This window comes from Nonomuraea angiospora (assembly GCF_014873145.1).
In the GTDB taxonomy this organism is placed as follows: Bacteria; Actinomycetota; Actinomycetes; order Streptosporangiales; family Streptosporangiaceae; genus Nonomuraea; species Nonomuraea angiospora.
Map to the genome: position 1 here is coordinate 12,007,383 of NZ_JADBEK010000001.1, position 21,717 is coordinate 12,029,099.

Sequence of the window (21,717 nt, forward strand, 5' to 3'; positions counted from 1 at the left end):
AGACCCGGGTTCAGAGGGGCGAGACCCGGGCTCAGAGGGGCGAGACCCGGGCTCAGAAGGGCGAGACCCGGGCTCAGAAGGGCGAGTCGAGCGGCAGCTGCCGCACGCCCGGCAGGTAGGGGTCGAGCTCGCCCAGCTCGAATCGGGACATCCCGATCACGTGCCAGAACTGCCCGGCCGGCTCGCCGTGGACCTTGTAGCGCCCGTCGGGCGCCAGCGCCGCCCACCCCTCGGCCAGCCCGAGCAGGGTGGCCCGCCGCTCGCCGCCCTCCCAGAGGATCACCACGCCGTCGTCGCCCGCGCTGGCCAGCAGGTCGGCGACGGGGCTGAAGGCCACCGACCACACCCGGCGGGCGTGCCCGGCCAGCGTGTGCCGCGGCCGCCCAGTCGCGGTGTCCCAGACCCGTACCACCAGGTCGTCGCCGCCCGTGGCCAGGCGCTCGCCCGTCGCGTCGAACGCCAGGCTCCACAGCCGCCCCTCGTGCCAGAGCTCGTGCACCAGGCGCGGCTGCCACGGCTGTCCGGGGCGCAGCTCCCACACCATGGCCCGGCCGTCGTTGCCGGCGCTGGCCAGGTGGCGGCCGTCGGGGGAGAAGACCACCGAGTAGACCCGGTCGGTGTGTCCCTTGAGCGTGGCGACCCGGCCGCCGGAGGCCACGTGCCACAGGCGCACGAGCCGGTCGTCGCAGCCCGTGGCCACGTACTCGCCGTCGGGGCTGAACGCGATCGAGCGCACCCGCCCCCGGTGGTCGGCCAGGTGGCCCGCCAGCCGCCCGGTCGGGCGGTACCAGATCTTGACGCTGTCGTCGTCGTTGGCCGTGGCCAGCAGGAGGCCGTCGGGGCTGAACGCCTCGGCCCAGACGTGGTCGGTCTCGGCGCTCAGCTCGCGCTCGTAGTCGCCGGTGGCGGCGTTCCAGAAGTGCACGCCGCCGTCGTTGCTGGAGGTGGCCAGCACGGGCCCGGCGGGGGAGAACAGGGCCGAGATGAGCCGGTCGGCCGTGCCGGTGAACTCGCGCAGCCGCCGTCCCGTACGCGGCTCCCACACGCGTACGACGCCGTCGTTGCCGCTGGTCGCCAGCATCGAGCCGTCGGCGCTGAACCTGACGGACGATATGCGCCGCCCGTGGCCGCGCAGCACCCGCTGGCACTTGCCGGAGCTCGGGTCCCACAGGCGTACGGTGCCGTCGTTGCTGCTGGTGGCGATCTGCTGGCCGTCGGGGCGGAACGCGAACGGCCAGACCGAGCTGCGGTGGCCCGTCAGCTCGACCCGCTGGCCGCCGCCGACCGGCTGGAGCCGCAGCACGCCGCCCGAGTCGCCGCTGGCCAGCGCCTGCCCGTCGGGGCTGAAGGTCACCTGGTAGACGGCCGCCGCGTGCGTGGTGTGCACGCCCCGGGACTCTCCCGAGGGCTCCCACAGGCGTACGGCGCCCGCCGTGTCGCCGGTGGCCAGCAGCGAGCCGTCGGGCGAGAACGCCACGCAGTAGATGCTGCCCGCGTGCCCGCTCAGCACGTGCAGCGGCTGCCACGTGGCGGTGTCCCACAGCCTGACGGTGCCCGCCTCGTCGCCGGTGGCCAGCAGGCGGCGGTCCGGGCTGTGCACGGCGCGGTAGACGCTGCCGCGATGGCCGTCGAGCGTCTCCTTCACCTGGCCGGACGCCAGGTCCCAGACGCGTACGACGCCGGCCGCGTCGCCCGTCACCAGCACCGAGTGGCCGAACGACGCCGTGTAGATCGGCGCCTGGTGCCCTTCGAGCGCGTGCGCGAGCTGCCCGGTGGCGGTGTCCCACACGCGGACGATGCCGTCGCCGCCCCCGGCCGCCACCAGGTCGCCGGACGGGCTGAGGCGTACCGGCCAGACGCCGTCGGCGTGGCCCTTGAGCGCGTGCAGGCGCTCGCCGGTGAGGGAGTCCCAGAGCAGGACGGCTCCGTCGCTCGCGCCCGTGGCCAGCAGGTCGCGGGCGCGGGCGAACGTGACCGCGTAGACGCGGCCCCGGTGCCCCTGCAGCGTGCGCACGGGGGCGCCGCCGACGCAGAGCAGCACGCCGCCGTCCTCGTTGCCGATCGCGATCGTGGAGCCGTCGGGGCTGTAGGCGATGGGCTCGGGCAGGCGGCTGGTCTGGAAGTGGTAGCCGTACGGGACGCCGATGCCGGCCGGGGCGAACTCGACCTCCACCGGCCGGCCCGGCACCACCGCCGCGCCGGGCAGGTGGGGCAGCGTGCCGGTCACGTCGATCAGCGAGGCCCGGTGCCAGCGGGCGCCCTCGACCGCCGCGTCGCTCAGGTCCACCCGCGCCAGCCGCGCCCCCGACAGGTCGGCGCCGGTCAGGTCGGCCCCGGTCAGCGTGGCGCCGTCGAGCCGCGCCCCGGTCAGCCTGGCCTCGCGCAGGGTGGCCCTGGACAGGTTGGTGCCCGCCAGGGTGGCCTCGGACAGGTCGGCGCCGGTGAGGTCGACGTCGCTCAGGTCCCTGGCTGACAGGTCCTCGCCCTTCAGGTTGGCGCCGCGCAGGTCGGCCCGGGCGGGGGTGCGCAGCCTGGCCGAGATCTTGACCGCGTTGGCCCTGGACACGTCGTCGCCCGGCGGGTCGGCCGCCCACGCGTGCAGCGCGCGTACGTCGGCCAGGTCGCACAGGAACTCCACGGTCAGCGCCGACAGCGGCCTGCGCGACAGCAGCGCGAAGTTGTCGAGGGCGATGTGGCGGGCGATCAGCCACTCCATCACGGACGCGTGGATGAACCCGAACATCCCGTCCTCGGTCCGCACCAGCAGGCTGCCCGAGCCCATCCGGTACGCCGCGTGCGCCGCCGACAGTTGCCCGTCGGACAGATCGGTCAGCGTCTCGCCGATCTCGGTCAGCTCGTCCACGCCCAGCAGCGACTCGCCGGTGTCCCACAGCCGCATCGCCAGCGCCGTCACCGCCTGCCACAGCTCGTCGACGGTCAACGCGGTGGCCGAGCCGGGGATCCTGGCCCGCCGCTCCTCGAAGGCCAGCCAGGAGCTGAGGATCTCGTCGTACAGCAGCGCGGGGCTGATCGTGTGGCGGGCGCCGGCCACCGTGCGCAGCCGGTCGGCGTCGAGGTCGGCGATGAAGGTCAGCATGCGCGGGTTCTGGGCCAGCGCCAGCAGGTCCTTGATCTCGCCCATCAGCGACATGCGCGCGCCGGCCTCGTCGCCGTCGTCGAACCGGTTGGCCAGGTAGGAGCGGATCTGGTCGTGCGTGAAGTCCTCCACGCTGAGCACCCGCCGCTGCGGCAGCACCCCCACCATCTCGCCGAGCGAGGTCAGCACCTGGCTGTGCGACTTGAAGTGCTGCGTGCGGCTGGCGACCACGATCTTGGCCTTGTCCTCGGCCGCCGCCAGCAGCGTGGCCAGGTGATCGGCCGCCCGGTCGAACGTCAGCCGGGTCACCAGCTCGTCGAACCCGTCGAACAGCAGCACGATGCGCCCCTGCCTGAGCAGGTAGCGGAACGCCTTGAGGTCGATGAACTCCTCGCCGTGCCCGGCCAGGTGGGCCGCCACCAGCGCGTCCACGGAGTGCGCCTTGTCCAGGGCGCGCAGCTCGATCAGGATCGGCGTCAGGTGCGGCAGCTCGACCGGGATGCGCCGGGCCAGCTCCCGCAGCGCGAACGTCTTGCCGTGGCCGAAGTCGCCGAGCAGCAGCAGGAACCTGCCGTGGTCGGTGGCCAGCAGCCGCATCAGCTCGTCCGTCAGGCCCTGCTTGACCTGGCCGCCGTGGCGGTCGAGCTCGCGGTAGCGCTGCGGCACGTACAGGTCGGGCGGGTAGCGGCGGTCGGCCGTCAGCCTGGCCGTCTGCTCGGCGACGTAGCCGGTCAGGTCGAGCAGCCCCTGGAACTCGGTGAAGGTGCGCAGCCGCACCCCCTTGCGCATCAGGTCGTCGCGGACCGCGCGGGAGGCGGGCGGGCCCTGGTAGACCAGCTCGGCGGTCAGGCCGGTGGCGTGCGCCTGGCGGGCGAAGCCGTCGGCGGCGCCCTCGGTCAGCTCGCCCACGTGCGCGCCGATCATCAGCTGGCGGACGAAGCCGTCCTCCGGGTGGGTGACCACGAGGTGCGCGTCGAACCGGCGGATCCTGGCCCGCTCGTGCCTGGCCTCGCAGACCTCGGCGATCCGGTCGAGCAGCAGCTCGACCGGGCTCGGCGCGCGCTCGTCCGGCTTGGGCGCGGGCGGCTCGGGGGCCGGGCTCTCGCCGGTGAACGTGGCCCGCACGGCCTTCCACCGGTGCGGGACCGCCTCGGGCTCGGCCGCGTCGGGCAGCCAGAGCCGCAGGCCGTCGGGGGTGATCTCGACCACCTGGTGCCGCCCGGAGCGCGGCGCGGCGATCATGCCCTCGGCGCGGTGGGCGGACCCGCCGTGGAAGAGCAGGTTGAGCCGGTGGGTCAGCAGCCGCTCGAACGTGGGCGCGTCCCGCAGCTCGCCCGGCGGGTGCCCGATCGCGCCCAGCCGCAGCCACGCGCCCTCCTCGTACGGCCGCAGCCGCTCGGCGAACCAGGCCGCCTGCGCCTCCCCGAGCTGCGCGTAGGCGTCCCGTTCGAGGTGGCTCATCGCCATCGTCGAGTTGAGCCCCGCCACGACCACCTTCAGATCGGGCACCTCGAACAGCGTCCACGGCTGCCCGCCGTCGAACACCCGGTCGTCCAGCCCCTGGTAGACCTCGCCGAACAGCCCGGCGAAGTGCCGCCACTTGGGCCAGTAGGGAGGCTGCGGGCTCACGTCGTCGGCCTCGCAGGTCATGAAGTAGGCGCTGGCGGCGGCCTTGGTCACGTCACGCGGCCCGGGCAGCAGGATCAGCCGGTGCTGCTCCAGCCCGATCAGCAGCCGCAGGTCGGTCACGAACCGCGTCGCCTGCCCGAACTGCCCCAGGCTGCCCGACTCCGTCAGGTCGCCGGTGACCAGCATGAGGTCGGGGCGCGGCATGCCCCGGTCGTACATGGCGGTCAGATCCGCCCAGATGCGCGCCTGCATGTCCTCGGGCGTGAACGGCTCGCCCGGATCGGGCAGCGCCCTGCCGAACCTGGGGCCGCCGATGTGCAGCACGCTGATCGACTCGCGGCCCCGGTCGGCGCTCACCGTCGGGGGGAACTTCGGCGCCGCCACCGGCGTGCGCCGCGCCCTGGCCCGCTCGCCCGGCGGCGGGAGCGTCGGGGGCGGCGCCGGCACCCTGGAGCCGTCGGGGAACGCGGGCGCCGCCGCCGGCTTGGCCCGGCCCGCCATCGCCTCCCGCACCCGGCCCAGCAGCAGCGCCCTGGCCTGCCCGGGGTCGGTGACGCCCAGCAGGTCGACCCAGGTGATCGTGGACAGCAGGCCCTCGAGCTGGACGTCCTCCAGCCTGATCGTGACGAGCTTGTTGGAGGGGTTGTCGGGGTCGGCCCGCAGCGCGGCCTGCCACTCCATCCGGCCGTAGCGGGAGGTCAGGTAGTTGCGCGAGAGCACGGCCACGACCAGCTGCGCCTCGCTGACCCCGCGGTCCATGAAGTCGATGAAGTTGGTGCCCGGGACGAAGTCCCACTCCTGGATCATGGTCTTGTAGCCGGCCGCTTCGAGCTCCCAGGCTATCCAGGTGGCCCACGCCGTGTCGGCCGGGGAGTAGCTGACGAAGATCTCTGTCGGCCTGCCGTCACGCGCCATGAGCCCAGTATCCCCTGTGCGACCGCAGGTTTTCAGCGTGTGGGATCATCTATCGGGTGTGGCGTCTTGGCGTGCTCGACCTGATCAGGATCGGGCTGCTCATACTCGGCGTGGTGTTCGTGGCGACCGGGTTGCTGCCGTGGGAGGACGCGCTCGCCAGCCTCCATGAGATCGGCCCCTTGCTGATCTTCCTGGTCGCGATCATCGTGCTGGCCGAGCTCACCAAGGAAGCCCAGGTCTTCGACGCCATCGCGGCGCGGATGGCGGTGCTCGGACGCGGCAACTACGCCGCCCTTTTCTTTCTTTGCACAGCCTTTGCGTCATTTATCACGATATTTCTGAATCTGGACACGACGGCGGTCCTGCTCACCCCCGTCATGCTCGCCCTCGCCCCCAGGGCCCGCATCGCCGCCCTCCCCCTGGCCATGACCACGATCTGGCTGGCCAACACCGCGAGCCTGCTGCTGCCCGTCTCCAACCTGACCAACCTCCTGGGCATGGAGAAGATCGGCCTGGACGCGCAGGAGTTCGCCGCCCGCATGTGGGCCCCGCAGCTCGCCTCGATCGCGGTGACGATGGTGTTCCTGTGGGTGTTCTACTGGCGTCGCGGCGAGCGGCGCGACCTGCGCTACACCCCGCCGCTGCTGGAGCCGGTGGCCGACCGCGTGCTGTTCGGCGCCGCGGCGGCCGGCTGCCTGCTGTTCATCGCGATGCTGCTGCTCAAGGCGCACGTCGCCATCGCCGCCACGGCGGCGGCCGCGATCGTCGTGGCGGCCTTCCTGGTACGCGCCCGCGACCGCCTGACCTGGAGCCTCGTCCCGTGGCAGCTCGTGATCTTCGTGACGGGGCTGTTCCTGGTGGTGCCCACGCTCAGCCGGCACGGCCTGTCCGACCTGATGACCTGGATGGTCGGCACGGAGGGCGACCCCTACCGCACGGCCGCCGTCGGGGCCGGGCTCTCCAACACCATCAACAACCTGCCCGCCTACAAGGCCGTCGAGACCGTCATCCCGGCCGCCGACCAGGACCAGCTGCTGGCCCTGCTGGCCGGCACCAACGTGGCCCCGGTCATCACGCCGTGGGCGTCGCTGGCCACGCTGCTGTGGTTCGAGTCGTGCCGCCGCCACGACGTCAAGGTCCCGATGCGCCGCTTCCTGCTCACCGGCACGGGACTGGCCGTGGCCGGGCTGCTCGCCACCGTGTGGACCCTGGTGCGGTTCAGCTGATCAGCCATCGAGCCCGAGGACGGCGAGCAGCGCGGGGACGGCCCGGGGATGCGCGGCGACGAAGCTGCGGTCGTCGGCCGTGCCGTCGATGCACTCCTCGAACGGGCCGCCGTCCAGCGCCCTGATCTCGATGCCGGCCTCCCGGGCCAGCAGCGCGCCCGCGGGCAGGTCCACCGCCTCGGCCCGGTAGCCCACGATGCCGTCGATGTCGCCGCGCGCCAGCATCGCCCACGCCAGCAGCGGCGCCCACAATTGCAGCACCCGCCGCGCGTTGAGCTCCAGCGCCGAGCGCAGCCCGCGCACGGTCGCGTCGTCCCTGCGCACGCCGTAGCCCTGGGTCCAGGCCAGCAAGGGCCCGTGCGGGCTCGGCGCGTACGGGGGCGCGAGGCGTACCCCCGAGGACGACCCCGCCGGAGCGGACAGCGCGCCCCGTCCGCGCACGGCCGACCACGTGTGGTCGGAGACGGGGTCGTGCACGACGCCGAGCACGGGACGCCCGCCCCGGCACAGCGCCACGCCCACCACGTAGGCGGGCAGGCCGATCGCCACGTTGTTGGTGCCGTCGAGCGGGTCGACCAGCCACGTCCACTCGCCGCCCGCGGCCCCCACCAGCCCCGACTCCTCGGCGATCACCGTGTGCGAGGGGTACGCCGTCAGGATGCGCTCCAGCAGCAGCTTCTCCGAGGCCAGGTCGAGGTCGGTCACCACGTCGCCCGCCTCGCCCTTGGCCCGGACGCCGACCGCGCCGCGCATGCCCTCCCGGAGCAGCGCCCCCGCGGCCTCGGCGGCTTCGACGGCGACCGTGCGGGCGTGATCCAGGTCCATCGGATGCCTCTCAGGTCAGGTGAGCGGTGATCAGACGTACGGCCAGCTCGGTCTCGCGGGCGTCCAGCGGCTGCCTGGCCACGTGGTGCGGCCCGCCGCCCAGCGGGCCGAGCGACAGGTCGCGGCTGCCGGGCCGGCCCCGCCCCAGCGCGATCGTGGCCGCCTCGCCGCCCTCCGGCACGACGCTGCTGTGGAAGCGGTCGGCGGCCAGCGTGTAGGTGTCGCCGGGGCCGAACACCTCCACCAGCCCCGTCGCGTGCCGCACGGTGCGCCCGGTGGGGGAGATGCGGTCGCCGTCGGCCCCGCTGACCACCTCGAAGACCCGGTGCGTGGCGTCCCGGCCGGCGTCGGTGACCACTGCGTGGACGTTGCGCACCTGGCCGTAGAGGACGTGGCTGACCAGGTCCCAGCTGTGGCAGTGGATCTGCGAGGTGGTGCTCTCGGCGTGCGCGAACGAGTCGGACCACAGGTGGACGCACACGCCTTCGCCGCCGTCGCGCTCCAGCGGCAGGCAGACGAACCCGAGCGGGTGGCGCACCGCCGTCAGGCCGCCGGACGAGAGCGTCTCCAGCGCCCAGGCCCTGGCCTCGCCCCCGAGCACCCGCTGGTGGACGCCATGATGGCTCATCACACACCAGCTCGATCATGCGGCTCGCCATAGGGATCCATGGCCCGCAACGCCTTGCGGGCGATGTCGACGACGTCACGCCCGTTGTACGCCTTGGGCAGGGGGATCCCGATGCGCTCGAACAGCTCCTGAACCTCCTCGATGGTGGGCTCGTCGCTCAACGGCACCTTCTTGTACATCTCCAGCGGCACCCGCCGCGCCTGCTCGAAGCTGAGCCGCAGCTCGGTGTCGCAGTTTTCGTAGTAGAAGGTGCCGGCCAGCGCGGTCATCGCCTTGTTGGGGTCCTCGACCGTCATGATCAGGCGGGTGGCCGACACGTCCCAGCGGAACGTGGTCATCGTCGAGGACAGGCCCACCGCGATGTCGAGCAGGCCGTAGCGCTGGCGGTGCCAGAAGGCGGCCAGGATCGTCGCGTACGACTCCTTCCTGGCCCGGTCGGTCGTCCACGTCTCGCCGGTGCCGTCGGGGGCGTCCGAGAGCGAGCGGCGGTAGTGGGCGTAGGTCTCGCACACCTCCACGTTGGACGGGTCGATCACCTCGACCCTGACCGTGAGGTGGCGCTTGTCCCTGCGGGCCGCCGCGACGCACTCGGGCAGGGTGACCGCCCGCAGGTAGGTGCCGGTGCCGCCCTTGAAGCTCCACCGGTGGGTGTCCTTGCGCGCCTCCGCGTGCGACTGGGCGATCTCCTGGCTGCTGCCCAGCACCCGTACGAGCTGGAGGGCGTCGAGGGCCTTGCGGGTGCTGCCGACCAGCGCCTCGATCTCCTGCAGCCGGGCCAGGCGCACGGGCAGCTCGGCCAGCGCGCCCGAGGTGATCGTCTCCTCGACCGGGGCCTGGCGCACGCGGTCGCGCAGCAGCGCGGTGGCCACCAGCGCCATGATGACCAGGGTCGCGGCGTTGACCAGCTGGGACTGCACGTCGTCGGGCACGACCTCGTTGGGCAGGACGCCCACGACGCCGATCACGATCGCGAGCACCAGTGCGATGGCCCCGTCGGCGTTCTGCGCTGCCCATGGGGCGACCTGCTTCACCGCCGCCACGAACCGTGTCATCGCTCGCCCCGCCGTTCGACGATCATTCAGTCCCCGAGGTCATGGTAACGACCGCGCCAAGCGACCACCAGTACACCCAAAGCCAGGAAGCCTTTATTGGCTCGAACCCGCCCGGGACCCGTCGGTAGCATCGGCTCGCATGATCATGGATCCCGAGGTCCTGGGCTACTACGAGCAGGGCGGCGAGCTGACCAGGCTGCGGCGGGGGCGCAACCGGCTGGAGTACTGGCGCACGCGCGACGTGCTGCGCCGGGTCCTGCCGCCGGCTCCCGCGCGGGTGCTCGACGTGGGCGGGGGCACCGGAGCGCACGCCGAGTGGCTGGCCGCGGAGGGGTACGAGGTCGAGCTGATCGACCCGGTGCCGCTGCACGTACGGGAGGCGTCCGCGCTGCCCGGGGTGAGCGCCCGCCTGGGCGACGCCCGCGACCTGCCCGTCCCCTCCGGCCACGCCGACGCGGCGCTGCTGCTCGGCCCGCTCTACCATCTGCCCGAACGGGCCGACCGCGTCCGCGCCCTGGCCGAGGCCAGGCGTGCAGTGCGCGGGGGCGGGCCGGTCGTGGCGGCCTTCATCAGCCGGTACGCGAGCGTGCACGACGGCGTATACCGCGGCGGCTTCGTGGATGAGGAGTATCGGACGGCCGACTACCGGGGCCTGGAGACCGGGGTGATGATCTCGCCCAGGCCAGGTGGGTTCCGCGGCTACCTCCACGACCCCGAGGAGATCCTGGGCGAGTTCGCCGACGCCGGGCTGCCGCGGCCCGACCGCTACGGCCTGGAGGGCGCCTTCTGGCTGTACGGCGACGTGGACGACTGGCTGGACGACGACGAGCGGCGCGAGCTGCTGCTCGAAGCCGCCCGCAGGCTGGAGTCGGAGCCGTCGCTCCTGGGGGTCAGCGGTCACCTCCTGGCCGTCGCCGCCGCCTGACCGCCGTCAGGCCGACCGGTCCCCGATCTGGGGGAACGCGTCGGCCGGCTGCCTGCGGGTCACGTTCCGCTCTGGGCGCTATGACATGCCTTGCAAGCGAACATTAAGTCGCACCCGATACGGTCGGATTCGCCTGTAGCGGAAAAGGAAGGTTCGATGTCACGACCCAGAGAGGCACTGATCCAGGCAGGTCAGGGCATAGCCCAAGCGGTTGCCCAAGGGGGTGACATGCGGCAGGCGATGGGGCAGGCCATGGGCCAGGTCGTCGACCAGGCGGGGCAGCTCGCGGGCCAGGCCCGGGGCTTCGCGCTGAACCCTCACGACTTCGCCGCGGCCCGCGACGGCGGCGCGTCGGTCGGCACGGCCATCGAGGCCAGGACGGCCTCGCTGAACGAGGCCGGCGAGATCGTCAACCGCAGCTTCACCGAGAACGGCATGCACGTCATCTCCCCGGTGGTGATCCCCAAGGGCAGCACCGCGAAGGTGATCGTGCCGCTGGGCATCCTGGTGGTGCTCGGCCTGATCGGCGCGCTCGGCAACGTCATCCCGAACACCGATCTGATCTTCGGCCCGCACTACTGGGTGGTGCTGGTGCTGGCGGCCGCGTTCCTGTGGTGGCGGCGCAGCGTGGTGATGGTGCCCGAGGGCTGCAAGGCCCTGATCACCCAGTTCGGCAAGCTGGTGCACATCGCGGACCCGGGCCGGGTGACGCTGTTCAACCCGTGGAAGCGGGTCAGCTACATCGTCAACACCACCCGCGAGTACCCGTTCAACGCGCCGATCAGCGAGGCGCCGACGCAGCAGGGCGTCAAGGCCAGCGTGGACCTGTTCCTGCAGTTCAGGATCGAGAACCCGGCGGAGTTCATCTTCGTGCTCGGCTCGGTCAGCGGCTTCCAGTCCAAGCTCCAGAACGCCATCAGCGAGGTCACCCGCTCCCTCATCTACGCCCAGCGGGCCGAGGAGATCTACGACCTGGTGGGCGAGAGCACGCTCGGCATGCTGGAGAGCCTCAACCAGCAGTTCCTGCCCGCCGTACGGCTCACCGACGTGAACATCACGCACGCCGAGCCGTCCAGCCAGGAATACCGGATGGACCTGGCCGCCCCCGAGATGGTCAGGGTCGCCAAGGAGGCCTACACCTACGAGTACGAGCTGCAGCTGCGCAAGGAGCAGAACGAGGGCGACCTGGTCAAGGAGCTGGCCGGGCTGCAGGAGACGCTGAGCGCCATCCAGGCGGAGATCGCCGGCTACCAGGCCCGCATGGACACCGCACTCGAACGCGCCACCCACCAGGCCACCGCGCAGGCCAGGCAGCGCCTGGTCGAGGCCGAGTCCACGGCCAACGCCAACGCCGCGCTCCTGGAGGCGCAGGCGCTGGACATCAGGGCGCTGTCGGCCGCGGAGGCGCCCGAGATCCTCGACTACCGCTTCCAGCAGGACCTGCTGACCAAGCTGGAGTCCGTCGCCACCAGGCTGCCGCAGGTCGTGCAGGTGGGCGAGCAGACCGACATCGACTTCCTGGCCCTGGCCCAGCAACTGGTGGGCGGCAAGGACGCGGCGCTGTTCTCGGCCGAGGACATGGCCGCCATCCGGTCCAGGCTCGACGAGATCGGCTTCCGTGTGCAGAGCCGCGAGGCCGAGATCGCCGCCCTGCTCAAGAAGGCCGCCGCCGACGTGAGCGAGCCCCAGGCGGCGCCGGAGCCCGACGCGGACCTGGAGCGCACCGTCGAACGCCTGCTGCCCGGGAAGGGGGAGATCTGACATGAGCCGCGAGTTCTCGAAGATCAAGGAGTCGCTGGCCTCCTGGGGCGACATCCGCCAGCTCCTGCGCGGCGGCGAGCAGGGCCAGCTCGTCCCCGTCGTCATCCCCAAGGACCGGCGCGGTTTCGCCTGGATGGCGCTGGTGTTCCTGGGGCTGTACTTCGCCGGGATGGCGGTCCTGACCGACCTCACCGTGATCGCCGCGCTGCTGGCGCTGTTCTTCCTGGTCGTGGCCATGGTCACGATGTGGCGCAAGGCGATCATCGAGATCGAGGAGGGCACCACCGGCGTACGCAGCCGCTGGGGCGCCATCACCGGCACCCTCCCGCCGGGCCGCCACTACCTGTGGCTGCCGTGGGACCGGGTGGACGCGGTCGTCGACACCTCCACGGAGATCCCGTACTCGGCGCCGATCGTGGCCTGCCCCACGGCCGAGAACGTGCCGCTGAAGTCGATCGAGTTCTTCCTCAAGTTCCGCATCGTGGACCCCGTCGCGTTCGTCCGCACGATCGGCGCGGGCAACTTCGACCTGGTGCTCTCCAGCGCGGTGCAGGACGCGATCAGGCAGCGCAGCCGCCGCGTCAACACCGAGCGCGCCTACGACCTGCGCGGCTCCGACGTCGGCGACATGCAGGACGCGCTCAACCGCCAGCTCGGCCGGTACGGCGTGCGCATCACGGGCGCCAACATCCCCGACGTCCAGCTGCCCGACCAGTACCAGCAGCACCTGGCCACCCGCGAGAAGGTGGCCAAGGAGCTCTCGGCCTACGAGCGCGAGTGGGAGCTGACCCGCAAGCGCCGCATCGACACCCTGCTGATGGAGATCGAGCGCTCCAAGAAGACCCGTGACGCCCGCGTCGTCGAGGTCAAGGCCGCCCACAACAAGGCGCGCAAGGACGTGGCGCGCATGCTGGAGGAGCAGGAGACCGAGGCGCAGCGCGTGACATGGGAGATCGAGGCGCGCGGCCGGGCCGAGCTGACCGCCGCCGAGAACGAGGCCAAGGCGCTGCGCCGGCTGGCCGAGTCGTACCGGGACAACCGGGCCGTGCTGCAGTACGAGCTGGCCCGCAGGCGCCTCGACGTGGGCGCCAAACTCGCGGAGAACGCCCCCCAGCCGCTGGTCGTACGCACCCAGCAGGGCCAGTCGGACTCCGCGCTCTCCACCCTCCTCCTCGCCCAGTTGCTCCCCCGCATCTCGGGCACAGGAAACGGCCAAGTGAACGGCCACACACCTTCCGCTTAGGAGAACCCCATGGTGTTCCGCAAATTGATGGCCGCGTTCGGCGCGGGCGTCGAGGTAGACACGGTGTTGACCAACACCGGCGTGCGTCCCGGCGAGGTCCTGCGCGGCGTCGTCCACTTCCGCGGCGGCAACTCCGACTACAAGGTCGAGGGCATCCACATCGACCTGACCGCGGTCGTCGAGGTCGAGTCGGGCGACAACGAGTACAAGACGACCTACAGCTTCCTGCGCCAGCAGGTCGCCGGGACGTTCCAGCTCGCCGCGGGCGCGCAGCACCAGCAGCCCTTCGAGATCCAGGTCCCCTGGGAGACGCCGATCAGCGCCATCGCCGGGCATCCGCTGCACGGCATGAAGCTGGGCGTCCAGACGGAGCTGGCGCTGGCGGGCGCGCTCGACAAGGGCGACCTCGACCCGCTGTACGTGAGCCCGCTGCCGGCCCAGGATCACGTCATCGCCGCGCTCGACCGGCTGGGCTTCGGGTTCAAGAAGGCCGACCTGGAGCGCGGCACGCTGTACGGCTCGACGATGCCGTTCTTCCAGGAGATCGAGTACTACGCGGGCGGGCAGTGGCGGCGCCACTTCAACGAGCTCGAACTGACGTTCATCGCCGGGGCGCGGCAGATGGACGTCATCCTGGAGGCCGACAAGCGGGGCGGCTTCCTGACCTCCAGCCACGACGCGTACAACCGCTTCACCGTGCGTTACGACGACCCGCCGCACGCGGCGGACGCGGCGCTGCAGCGCGGTCTGGAGCAGATGGCCCGCCACCGCGGCTGGTTCTGATCGGGCCCTGGGCTTGAGGTGCGCCGCCGGGGCGCGGGGACCCCGGCGGCGGCCAGAGGGGGCACGACCGTTTCTGTCGGTCGGGACGCCTACAGTGGCACCATGCGACCGGTCACAGATTTGCAGCGGAAGGTGGCGCCTTTCGAGGTCGTCACCGAGATGACTCCCTCCGGCGACCAGCCCACGGCCATCGCCGAGCTGGAGCGCCGCGTCAAGGCCGGAGAGAAGGACAACGTGCTGCTGGGCGCCACCGGCACCGGCAAGACCGCGACCATCGCCTGGCTGATCGAGCGGCTGCAGCGGCCCGCGCTGGTCATGCAGCCCAACAAGACGCTCGCCGCGCAGTTCGCCAACGAGCTGCGGGAGATGCTGCCCAACAACGCGGTCGAATATTTCGTTTCTTATTACGATTATTACCAGCCTGAGGCGTACGTCCCGCAGAGCGACACGTACATCGAGAAGGACTCCTCGATCAACGACGAGGTCGAGCGGCTGCGCCACTCGGCGACCAACTCGCTGCTCACCCGCCGCGACACCATCGTGGTCGCCTCCGTGTCGTGCATCTACGGCCTGGGCACGCCGCAGGAATACGTCGACCGCATGGCCAGGCTGCGCGTCGGCATGGACGTCGACCGCGACCAGCTCCTGCGCCGCCTGGTCGACATGCAGTACACGCGCAACGACCTGGCCTTCACCCGGGGCACCTTCCGGGTCCGGGGCGACACGATCGAGATCATCCCGAAGTACGAAGAGCTGGCCGTGCGCATCGAGATGTTCGGCGACGAGATCGAGAAGCTCTCGACCATGCACCCGCTGACCGGCGAGGTCATCACGGAGGACGAGGAGCTCTACATCTTCCCCGCCTCCCACTACGTCGCGGGCGAGCAGCGCATGGCCGCCGCCGTGGCGGGCATCGAGGCGGAGCTGGCCGAGCGGCTGGAGGAGCTGGAGCGCCAGGGCAAGCTGCTGGAGGCGCAGCGGCTGCGGATGCGCACGACGTACGACATCGAGATGATGCGGCAGATCGGCACCTGCTCCGGCATCGAAAACTACTCGCGCCACATGGACGGGCGCGAGGCCGGCAGCGCGCCCAACACGCTGCTCGACTACTTCCCCGAGGACTTCCTGCTCGTCCTCGACGAGTCCCACCAGACCGTGCCGCAGATCGGCGCCATGTACGAAGGCGACGCCTCCCGCAAGCGCACGCTGGTCGAGCACGGGTTCCGGCTGCCGTCGGCGCTCGACAACCGGCCGCTGAAGTGGGAGGAGTTCCTGGAGCGCATCGGCCAGACCGTCTACCTGTCGGCCACGCCCGGGCCCTACGAGCTGGGGCGGGCCAAGGGCGAGGTCGTCGAGCAGGTCATCCGCCCGACCGGCCTGGTCGACCCCGAGATCGTGGTCAAGCCGACCAAGGGCCAGATCGACGACCTGGTCCACGAGATCCGCCAGCGGGCCGAGCGCGACGAGCGCGTGCTGGTCACCACGCTGACGAAGAAGATGTCCGAAGACCTCACCGACTACCTCCTGGAGCTCGGCATCCGGGTGCGCTACCTGCACAGCGAGGTCGACACGCTGCGCCGCATCGAGCTGCTGCGGGAGCTGCGCACGGGCGAGTTCGACGTGCTCGTCGGCATCAACCTGCTGCGCGAGGGCCTCGACCTGCCCGAGGTGTCGCTGGTGGCCATCCTCGACGCCGACAAGGAGGGCTTCCTGCGCTCGGAGACGTCGCTGATCCAGACCATCGGCCGTGCCGCCCGTAACGTGTCCGGCCAGGTCCACATGTACGCCGACAAGATCACGCCGTCCATGGAGCGGGCGATCGACGAGACCAACCGGCGGCGGGCCAAGCAGATGGCCTACAACGAGGCCAACGGCATCGACCCGCAGCCGCTGCGCAAGAAGATCGCCGACATCCTCGACTCCCTGCAGCGCGAGGACGCCGACACCGACCGGCTCCTGGGCGGCGGCCGCCAGCAGTCGCGCGGCAAGGCCCCCGTGCCCGGCTTCGCCGCGAAGCAGGCCGGCCAGCACGCCAAGGCCATCGCCGGCGAGATGCCGCGGGCGCAGATGGAGTCCCTGATCGAGTCGCTGACCGAGCAGATGCACCAGTCGGCGGCCGACCTGCAGTTCGAGGTGGCGGCGCGGCTGCGCGACGAGATCAAGGAGCTCAAGCGCGAGCTCCGCGACATGCGCGAGGCCGGCGTCAAGTAACGCCGCCCGCCCGGCGCCTCCCCTCCGCACGGAGCAAGAGGCGCCCGCGGGGCTCCGGGGCAGCTCGCTCTCAGGGGAGGAGATCCGCCAGGGCGCGAGCGAAGGCCTCGGGCTCGTCGAGCATGATGCCGTGCCCCGACTCGGGAATGCCGACCACCCGGACACCGCTCGCCCGCAGGCTGCCGGCGTCCTCGGGCGGGTCGCCCTCCGGGTGCAGGAAGGCGCGGGGGATCGGCAGGTCCTGCAGGAGCCGCCGCATGGGGGGTGTGGTGCCCGCCGCCAGGCTGACGGCCGTACGGTGGAGCCCGCGCAGGTCCGCCAGCCGCATGGCGGACCACCAGTGCGGCCCCACGCGCTCGCGCACCTCCTTCCACCCGTGCGACAGAAACGCCTCCTCCGTGTAGCTCGCGATGCCGCCGCCGCCCGGCCGCACGGGGGCCGGGCGATCGGGGTCGAGGTCGGCGTCCACGAGCACCAGGTTGGCGATCAGCTCCGGGTGACGCGAGGCGAGCACGATCGCCACCGCGCCGCCCATGCTGTGCGCGATCACCGACGCCCCGGCGACCCCCGCCTTACGCAACGCCTCGGCCAGGGCGTCGGCGTGGGTCTCCAGCGTGTAGGCGAAGTCCCGGGGGTGGTCGCTGATCCCGAACCCGAGCAGGTCGATCAGCAGGGACCGGTGCTGCGGGAGGAGGGGATGGGCGGCGACCTCGGCGTAGTAGGGGGCCGAGGTCGCGCCGAGACCGTGGACGTAGACGCGCGACGGTTCCGCACCCGGCAGCTCTACCCAGCGGATGCGAGCGCCGCTGGGATGGACGACGGCATCGTGCATGACGGCCCTCCTCGTCGGATCTCGGGGCCAATATACCTACGACCTGCGCAAACGATCAGCAGCTCCGAAGTCCACGCAGGTCGCTCCTGCCACCCGAAACCCGCTCAACCCACCCGCCCCAGCGACCGGTCCGGCCGTCCCCGCACCGCCGTTTCGCACCGCCGTCCGGCCGTCCCGCGTCGCCATCCGCGCGGCGGCGCGGCGCAGGACGTCGAGCCGTGGACGGCAGCCCGATCACAGGGAAAGGCCCGCCTCCTTGCGGAGGAGTGCGGCGAGGGAGTCCGGGTCGGCGGCCGGGACGCCCTTGGCGGCGAACCAGGTGGCGACGTTGTGAGCGTCCCGGTCCAGGAACGAGGGGCCGGTCGGGTGTGCGATCACGTCCACGATCTGCGGCAGGTCGATGATCACCAGCCTGCCGTCATGGACCAGCAGGTTGTACGGCGACAGGTCCCCGTGAGCCAAACCCTCCCTGGCCAGCGTCACCATGGCCGCCACGAGCTGCTCCCACAGCCCGTCCAGGTCGTCGGAGACCTGAGCCAGCCGCGGCGCGGCGTACCCGTCCGGCGTCCCGATGAACTCCTGCAGGATCTCCGTCTCCACGATCTGCACCGGGTACGGCACGGGAACCCCGAGCTCCCACAGCCGGCACAGCGCCCCGAACTCGGCGACCGCCCACTGGGCGGCGATCACCTGCTTGCCGAACGCGGTGCGGTTGGCCATGGCGCGGTTCATGCGGCTCTCGCGGGTCCTGCGGCCCTCCAGGTAGCCGGAGTCGCGGTGGAACAGCCGGTGATCGGAGGAGCGGTAGCGCTTGGCGGCCAGCAGGCAGACCCGGTCGGTGCCGGGCACGCCCCGCGAGATCAGGTGGACGTCGGCTTCCTTGCCGGTCTTGAGCACGCCGTGCTCGGTGTCGACGGCGGCCAGCTCGGTGACGAGCCAGCCGGGGTACGGCTTGGGCCCCTTCTCCGTGGGAGTGCTCTGGTCCCAGGTGGACCAGCGGTCACCCTCGGGCGGCCCGTCGTCGGTCTCGGGACTGCTCTCCAGCCATTCGAGGTCGTCGGCGTCGAGGGCATGCTTGCCACGGGTACGGTGCTGCGAGTGCTTGGGCACGGTGGGATTGCTCCTGGTGTGAGGCCCACCGGCTCGTCGATCAGGTCAGCGAACGCGCGGTGGGAAGGTTTGAGGACGCGGAAAACGGCACGCGAACAGTCGTCATCACGGTCTCACCCCTCCCTTCGCGGCACGGCGCGGCGATCATGGTAAAGCCGCCGCCGAGCGATCAACTCGGCTCCCGAGTATGCCGGTGCCCGCCCGGCCCTCGCAACCGATTAAATGACGCCCCCGCCGCCACCCCTGTCACCCGGGGCGGGACGGGACTACGCGACCGCCGGGGCTGCGGAGATGATCCCGGTGCCAGGCTCCCGTCCGCACCGTCGAGCGCGGGTTCGACGGCAGATCGACGTCCGGGCCCGCCCGGCACCTTGTGCGGCCCTTGCGCCGCATCGCCCGCCTGTCCCGCCGTGGCGCGGCAGTTCGGAACCGGTGTCAGCGGTCGCGGGTTCCAGGGGCACGAGATGAAGGCGAGGCGGAACCACGGATGCCTGACCGGTCAAGAAGGCCGGTCTCATCGGTTGTAGAGCCGGCGCGCCCACAGATATCCGGCCAGGGCGATGCCCGCGCTCCAGGCGGCTGCCTCCGCGAAGCCGGCGCCGGCCGGGCGGCCGGCCAGCAGCGCGCGCAGCGTCTCGATGACGGGGGTGAACGGCTGGTGCTCCGCGAACCAGCGCAACCCGGCCGGCATCGACTCGGTCGGTACGAAACCGCTGCCGAGGAACGGCAGCAGCATCAGCGGCATCGGCAGGTTGCTGGCCGTGGTGACGCTCTTGGAGACCAGGGCGAGCGCGACCGACAACCAGGTGATGGCGAAGGTGAACATGGCCAGCACCCCGGCCACGCCGAACCAGTCCAGCGCGGAGGCGGACGGGCGGAAGCCGATCAGCAGGGCCACCAGGGTCACCGCCGCGATCGCGATGAACGTCTGCACCATCGCCCCGAGCACGTGCCCGGTGAGCACCGAGACCCGGGCGATGGCCATGGTCTTGAACCTGGCGATGATGCCCTCGGTCATGTCGGTGGCCACCGAGATCGCGGTGCCCTGAGCGGCCCCGGCGATCGTCGTGATCATGATGCCGGGGGCGAGGTAGCCGACATAGGCGGCGCGGTCGCCGCCGATGCCCGCGCCCATGGTGCCGCCGAGGACGAACACGAACAGCAGCAGGAACACCACGGGGACCGCGGCGAACGTGAAGATCAGCGAGGGGGAGCGCCAGATGTGTCTGACCTGGCGGCGCAGCATCGTCGCCGAGTCGGTGATCGCTCTCATCGGGAGGGCTCCTTGGTCAGGGCGAGGAAGACGTCGTCCAGGTCGGGCGTGCGCACCGACAGCTCGGCGACGTCGATGGTCTCGGCGTCCAGCCACTCCAGGAGCTTCTTCAGCGTCCTGACGCCGCCGGAGTCGGGGATCTGGACGGTGAGCGCCGCGTCGTTGTGCGAGGTGGCGCCGACGTGCGGGGCGGCCCGGCGATAGCCGTCGGCGTCGGCGAAGCGCACCACGATGTGGCCGCCGGGGACCAGCCGCTTGAGCTCCGCCGGGGTGCCCTCGGCCACCAGCTCGCCCTGGCTGAGCAGGGCGATGCGGTCGGCGAGCTCGTCGGCCTCCTCCAGGTACTGCGTGGTCAGGAAGACGGTCACACCGTCCTGCTCGACCAGGTCCCTGACGATCTGCCACATGGTGCGGCGGCTGCGCGGGTCCAGGCCCGTGGTCGGCTCGTCGAGGAAGATCAGCTTGGGCGTGCCGATCACGGTCATGGCGAGGTCGAGCCGGCGGCGCATGCCGCCCGAGTAGGTGACCGCCGGCTTGCGCGCGGCGTCGGTGAGGTCGAAGCGCTCCAGCAGCTCGCGGGCCCGCTCACGGCCCCTGGAACGGCCGAGGTGGAGCAGGTCGGCCATGAGCCGCAGGTTCTCCTCGCCGGTGAGGAGGCTGTCGACGGCGGAGAACTGGCCGGTGACGCCGATCGCGGCCCGTACCTTTTCGGGCTCTCTCGCCAGGTCGTGCCCAGCCACCCGGATCTCGCCGGCGTCGGCCCTGATCAGGGTGGACAGGATCTGCACCATGGTGGTCTTGCCCGCGCCGTTGGGGCCGAGCAGGGAGAAGATCGTGCCCTGCGGGATGGTGAGGTCGATGCCGTCCAGTACGCGGTGCGAGCCGTACGACTTGCGCAGTCCCGTCACCGAGATGGCAGGTTCAATGGTCCGCACGGTCGTCACCCTCGGTCCCAGGTGACCGGCAGGCTGCGCACGCCGTAGATCTGCGCGGGGTCGGTGCGCAGCGGCACCTCATCCGCCGGTACGGCGAGCCGCAGCGTCGGGAACCGGGTGAGCAGCGCGGGGAAGGCGACGCGCATCTCGACGCGGGCGAGCTGCTGGCCGAGGCACTGGTGGATGCCGTGGCCGAAGGCCAGGTGCCCGGTGGCCGGACGGCGCAGGTCGAGCACGTCGGGGTCGGTGAACTTGGCGGGGTCCCTGTTGGCGGCGTTGAGCGCGATCAAGACCGTGTCGCCGGCCTTGAGCTGTTTGCCGCCGAGCTCGACGTCCTCCAGCACGCCGCGCATGCCGGTGGCGGCGATGGACAGGTGGCGCAGCAGCTCCTCCACGGCGCCGGCGGCCAGGTCGGGGTCGTCGCGCAGGACGGCGAGCTGGGCCGGGTCGCGCAGCAGGGCGAAGGTGCCGAGCGCGAGCATGTTGGCGGTGGTGTCGAGGCCGGCGCCGAGCAGGAAGGCGGCCACGCCCCCGAGCTCCTCGTCGGTCAGGTCGCTGCCCGTGGCCAGGTCGCTGAGCAGGTCGTCGGTCGGGTTCGCGCGCTTGGCGATCGCGAGCGTCCCCAGATACTTGCCGAGCTCGATGAAGGCGGCGTACTGCGCCTCGGGCTCGGGGGCGTCCGAGAGGGCCCGGGTGGCGGTCTGGAACTGCTCGCGGTCCTCGTACGGCACGCCGAGCAGCTCGCAGATCATCAGCGCGGGGACGGGCTGGGCGAAGACCTCGACGAGGTCGGCGGGCGGCCCCTGCCGCTCCATCGCGTCGAGCCGTTCACGGGTGATCTCGGTGACCCGCTCGGTGAGCAGGTTCATCCTGCGGACGGTGAACTTGCCCGCCAGCAGCTTGCGGAAGCGGGTGTGCTGGGGCGCGTCCATGCCGGTCAGGTCGCCGATGGGGGCGGGCGGCAGGTATCCCATCTGCGGGTAGTACTGGGTCTCGTAGCGGGAGCTGAAGCGCGGGTCGGCGAGGATCTGGCGGACCACCCCGTAGCCGGTGACCAGCCAGACGCCGGGGGCGTCCTCGGGCGCGGCCAGCCGGGCGATCGGCTGCTCGGCACGGAGCGCGGTGACCTCGGGGGCGGGGTCGAAGGGGCAGGCGGGTGCGCGGTCGAAGGAGGGGCTGACCGGCTGATCGCGATAGTACGTGTTCGACATGTTTTGAAAGCTACGTTGCATTCAAGACGACTGCAATCGACGAAACGCGTTCTCCCAGGTC

15 protein-coding genes are annotated in these 21,717 nt (G+C 71.6%); 6 read left to right on the forward strand and 9 right to left on the reverse strand.

Translation table 11 applies throughout. The annotated features are described in order from the left end of the window. Nucleotides 1-73: 73 nt before the first annotated feature. Nucleotides 74-5,641 (reverse strand): TIR domain-containing protein, encoded by a 5,568-nt coding sequence (locus H4W80_RS55065; RefSeq protein ID WP_192792330.1) that lies wholly within the window; start codon nt 5,639-5,641, stop codon nt 74-76. Between the two features lie 56 nt (nt 5,642-5,697). Here H4W80_RS55065 and H4W80_RS55070 point away from each other — a divergent pair, with 56 nt between their 5' ends. Further along, entirely contained in the window at nt 5,698-6,867 is a 1,170-nt protein-coding gene (locus H4W80_RS55070) for an ArsB/NhaD family transporter (protein WP_192792331.1), read from the forward strand. Here H4W80_RS55070 and H4W80_RS55075 read toward each other — a convergent pair whose 3' ends face one another. From H4W80_RS55075 to H4W80_RS55085, 3 genes are read right to left on the reverse strand one after another with little or no spacing between them, the layout of a single operon-like run. Beyond that, nucleotides 6,868-7,692 carry an inositol monophosphatase family protein gene (locus H4W80_RS55075; RefSeq protein WP_192792332.1) on the reverse strand — a complete coding sequence of 275 codons (825 nt, stop codon included), beginning with the start codon at nt 7,690-7,692 and terminating at the stop codon, nt 6,868-6,870. A gap of 10 nt (nt 7,693-7,702) precedes the next feature. After that, a complete protein-coding gene (locus tag H4W80_RS55080) occupies nt 7,703-8,320 on the reverse strand; it encodes a hypothetical protein (RefSeq protein WP_192792333.1) in 618 nt (205 codons plus the stop codon). Further along, nucleotides 8,320-9,372 (reverse strand): hypothetical protein, encoded by a 1,053-nt coding sequence (locus H4W80_RS55085; RefSeq protein ID WP_225964210.1) that lies wholly within the window; start codon nt 9,370-9,372, stop codon nt 8,320-8,322. Before H4W80_RS55085 ends, H4W80_RS55080 begins: the two co-directional genes overlap by 1 nt. Before the next feature lie 139 nt (nt 9,373-9,511). Between H4W80_RS55085 and H4W80_RS55090 the strand changes: the two genes are divergently transcribed. The 5 genes from H4W80_RS55090 (at nt 9,512) to uvrB (ending at nt 16,295) form a co-directional block, all read left to right on the forward strand. After that, nucleotides 9,512-10,297, forward strand: a complete 786-nt coding sequence (locus H4W80_RS55090; RefSeq protein WP_192792334.1) for a class I SAM-dependent methyltransferase — start codon at nt 9,512-9,514, stop codon at nt 10,295-10,297. Nucleotides 10,298-10,453: 156 nt separating this feature from the next. Then, nucleotides 10,454-12,058: an SPFH domain-containing protein gene (locus H4W80_RS55095; RefSeq protein ID WP_192792335.1), complete on the forward strand. Its 1,605-nt coding sequence runs from the start codon at nt 10,454-10,456 to the stop codon at nt 12,056-12,058. Nucleotide 12,059: 1 nt separating this feature from the next. Beyond that, on the forward strand, nt 12,060-13,301 hold the full coding sequence (locus H4W80_RS55100; RefSeq protein WP_192792336.1) for an SPFH domain-containing protein: 1,242 nt from the start codon (nt 12,060-12,062) through the stop codon (nt 13,299-13,301). A gap of 9 nt (nt 13,302-13,310) precedes the next feature. Next, nucleotides 13,311-14,084, forward strand: coding sequence for a sporulation protein (locus tag H4W80_RS55105; protein ID WP_192792337.1), 774 nt, complete (start codon nt 13,311-13,313; stop codon nt 14,082-14,084). Nucleotides 14,085-14,186: 102 nt separating this feature from the next. After that, nucleotides 14,187-16,295 carry an excinuclease ABC subunit UvrB gene (gene uvrB, locus H4W80_RS55110; RefSeq protein ID WP_192792338.1) on the forward strand — a complete coding sequence of 703 codons (2,109 nt, stop codon included), beginning with the start codon at nt 14,187-14,189 and terminating at the stop codon, nt 16,293-16,295. 70 nt (nt 16,296-16,365) lie between these two features. Here uvrB and H4W80_RS55115 read toward each other — a convergent pair whose 3' ends face one another. The 5 genes from H4W80_RS55115 to H4W80_RS55135 form a co-directional block, all read right to left on the reverse strand. Beyond that, on the reverse strand, nt 16,366-17,127 hold the full coding sequence (locus tag H4W80_RS55115) for an alpha/beta fold hydrolase (protein ID WP_192792339.1): 762 nt from the start codon (nt 17,125-17,127) through the stop codon (nt 16,366-16,368). Between the two features lie 234 nt (nt 17,128-17,361). Then, nucleotides 17,362-18,237: a serine protein kinase RIO gene (locus H4W80_RS64180; protein ID WP_192792340.1), complete on the reverse strand. Its 876-nt coding sequence runs from the start codon at nt 18,235-18,237 to the stop codon at nt 17,362-17,364. A 514-nt stretch (nt 18,238-18,751) separates the two neighbouring features. Beyond that, entirely contained in the window at nt 18,752-19,510 is a 759-nt protein-coding gene (locus H4W80_RS55125; RefSeq protein ID WP_192792341.1) for an ABC transporter permease, read from the reverse strand. Continuing rightward, the gene (locus H4W80_RS55130; protein WP_192792342.1) at nt 19,507-20,445 is read right to left on the reverse strand and encodes an ATP-binding cassette domain-containing protein; all 939 of its coding nucleotides are present in this window, start codon (nt 20,443-20,445) and stop codon (nt 19,507-19,509) included. The genes H4W80_RS55125 and H4W80_RS55130 overlap by 4 nt, the downstream gene beginning before the upstream one ends. Nucleotides 20,446-20,450: 5 nt before the next feature. Beyond that, a complete protein-coding gene (locus H4W80_RS55135) occupies nt 20,451-21,656 on the reverse strand; it encodes a cytochrome P450 (RefSeq protein WP_192792343.1) in 1,206 nt (401 codons plus the stop codon). Between the last annotated feature and the right edge of the window lie 61 nt (nt 21,657-21,717).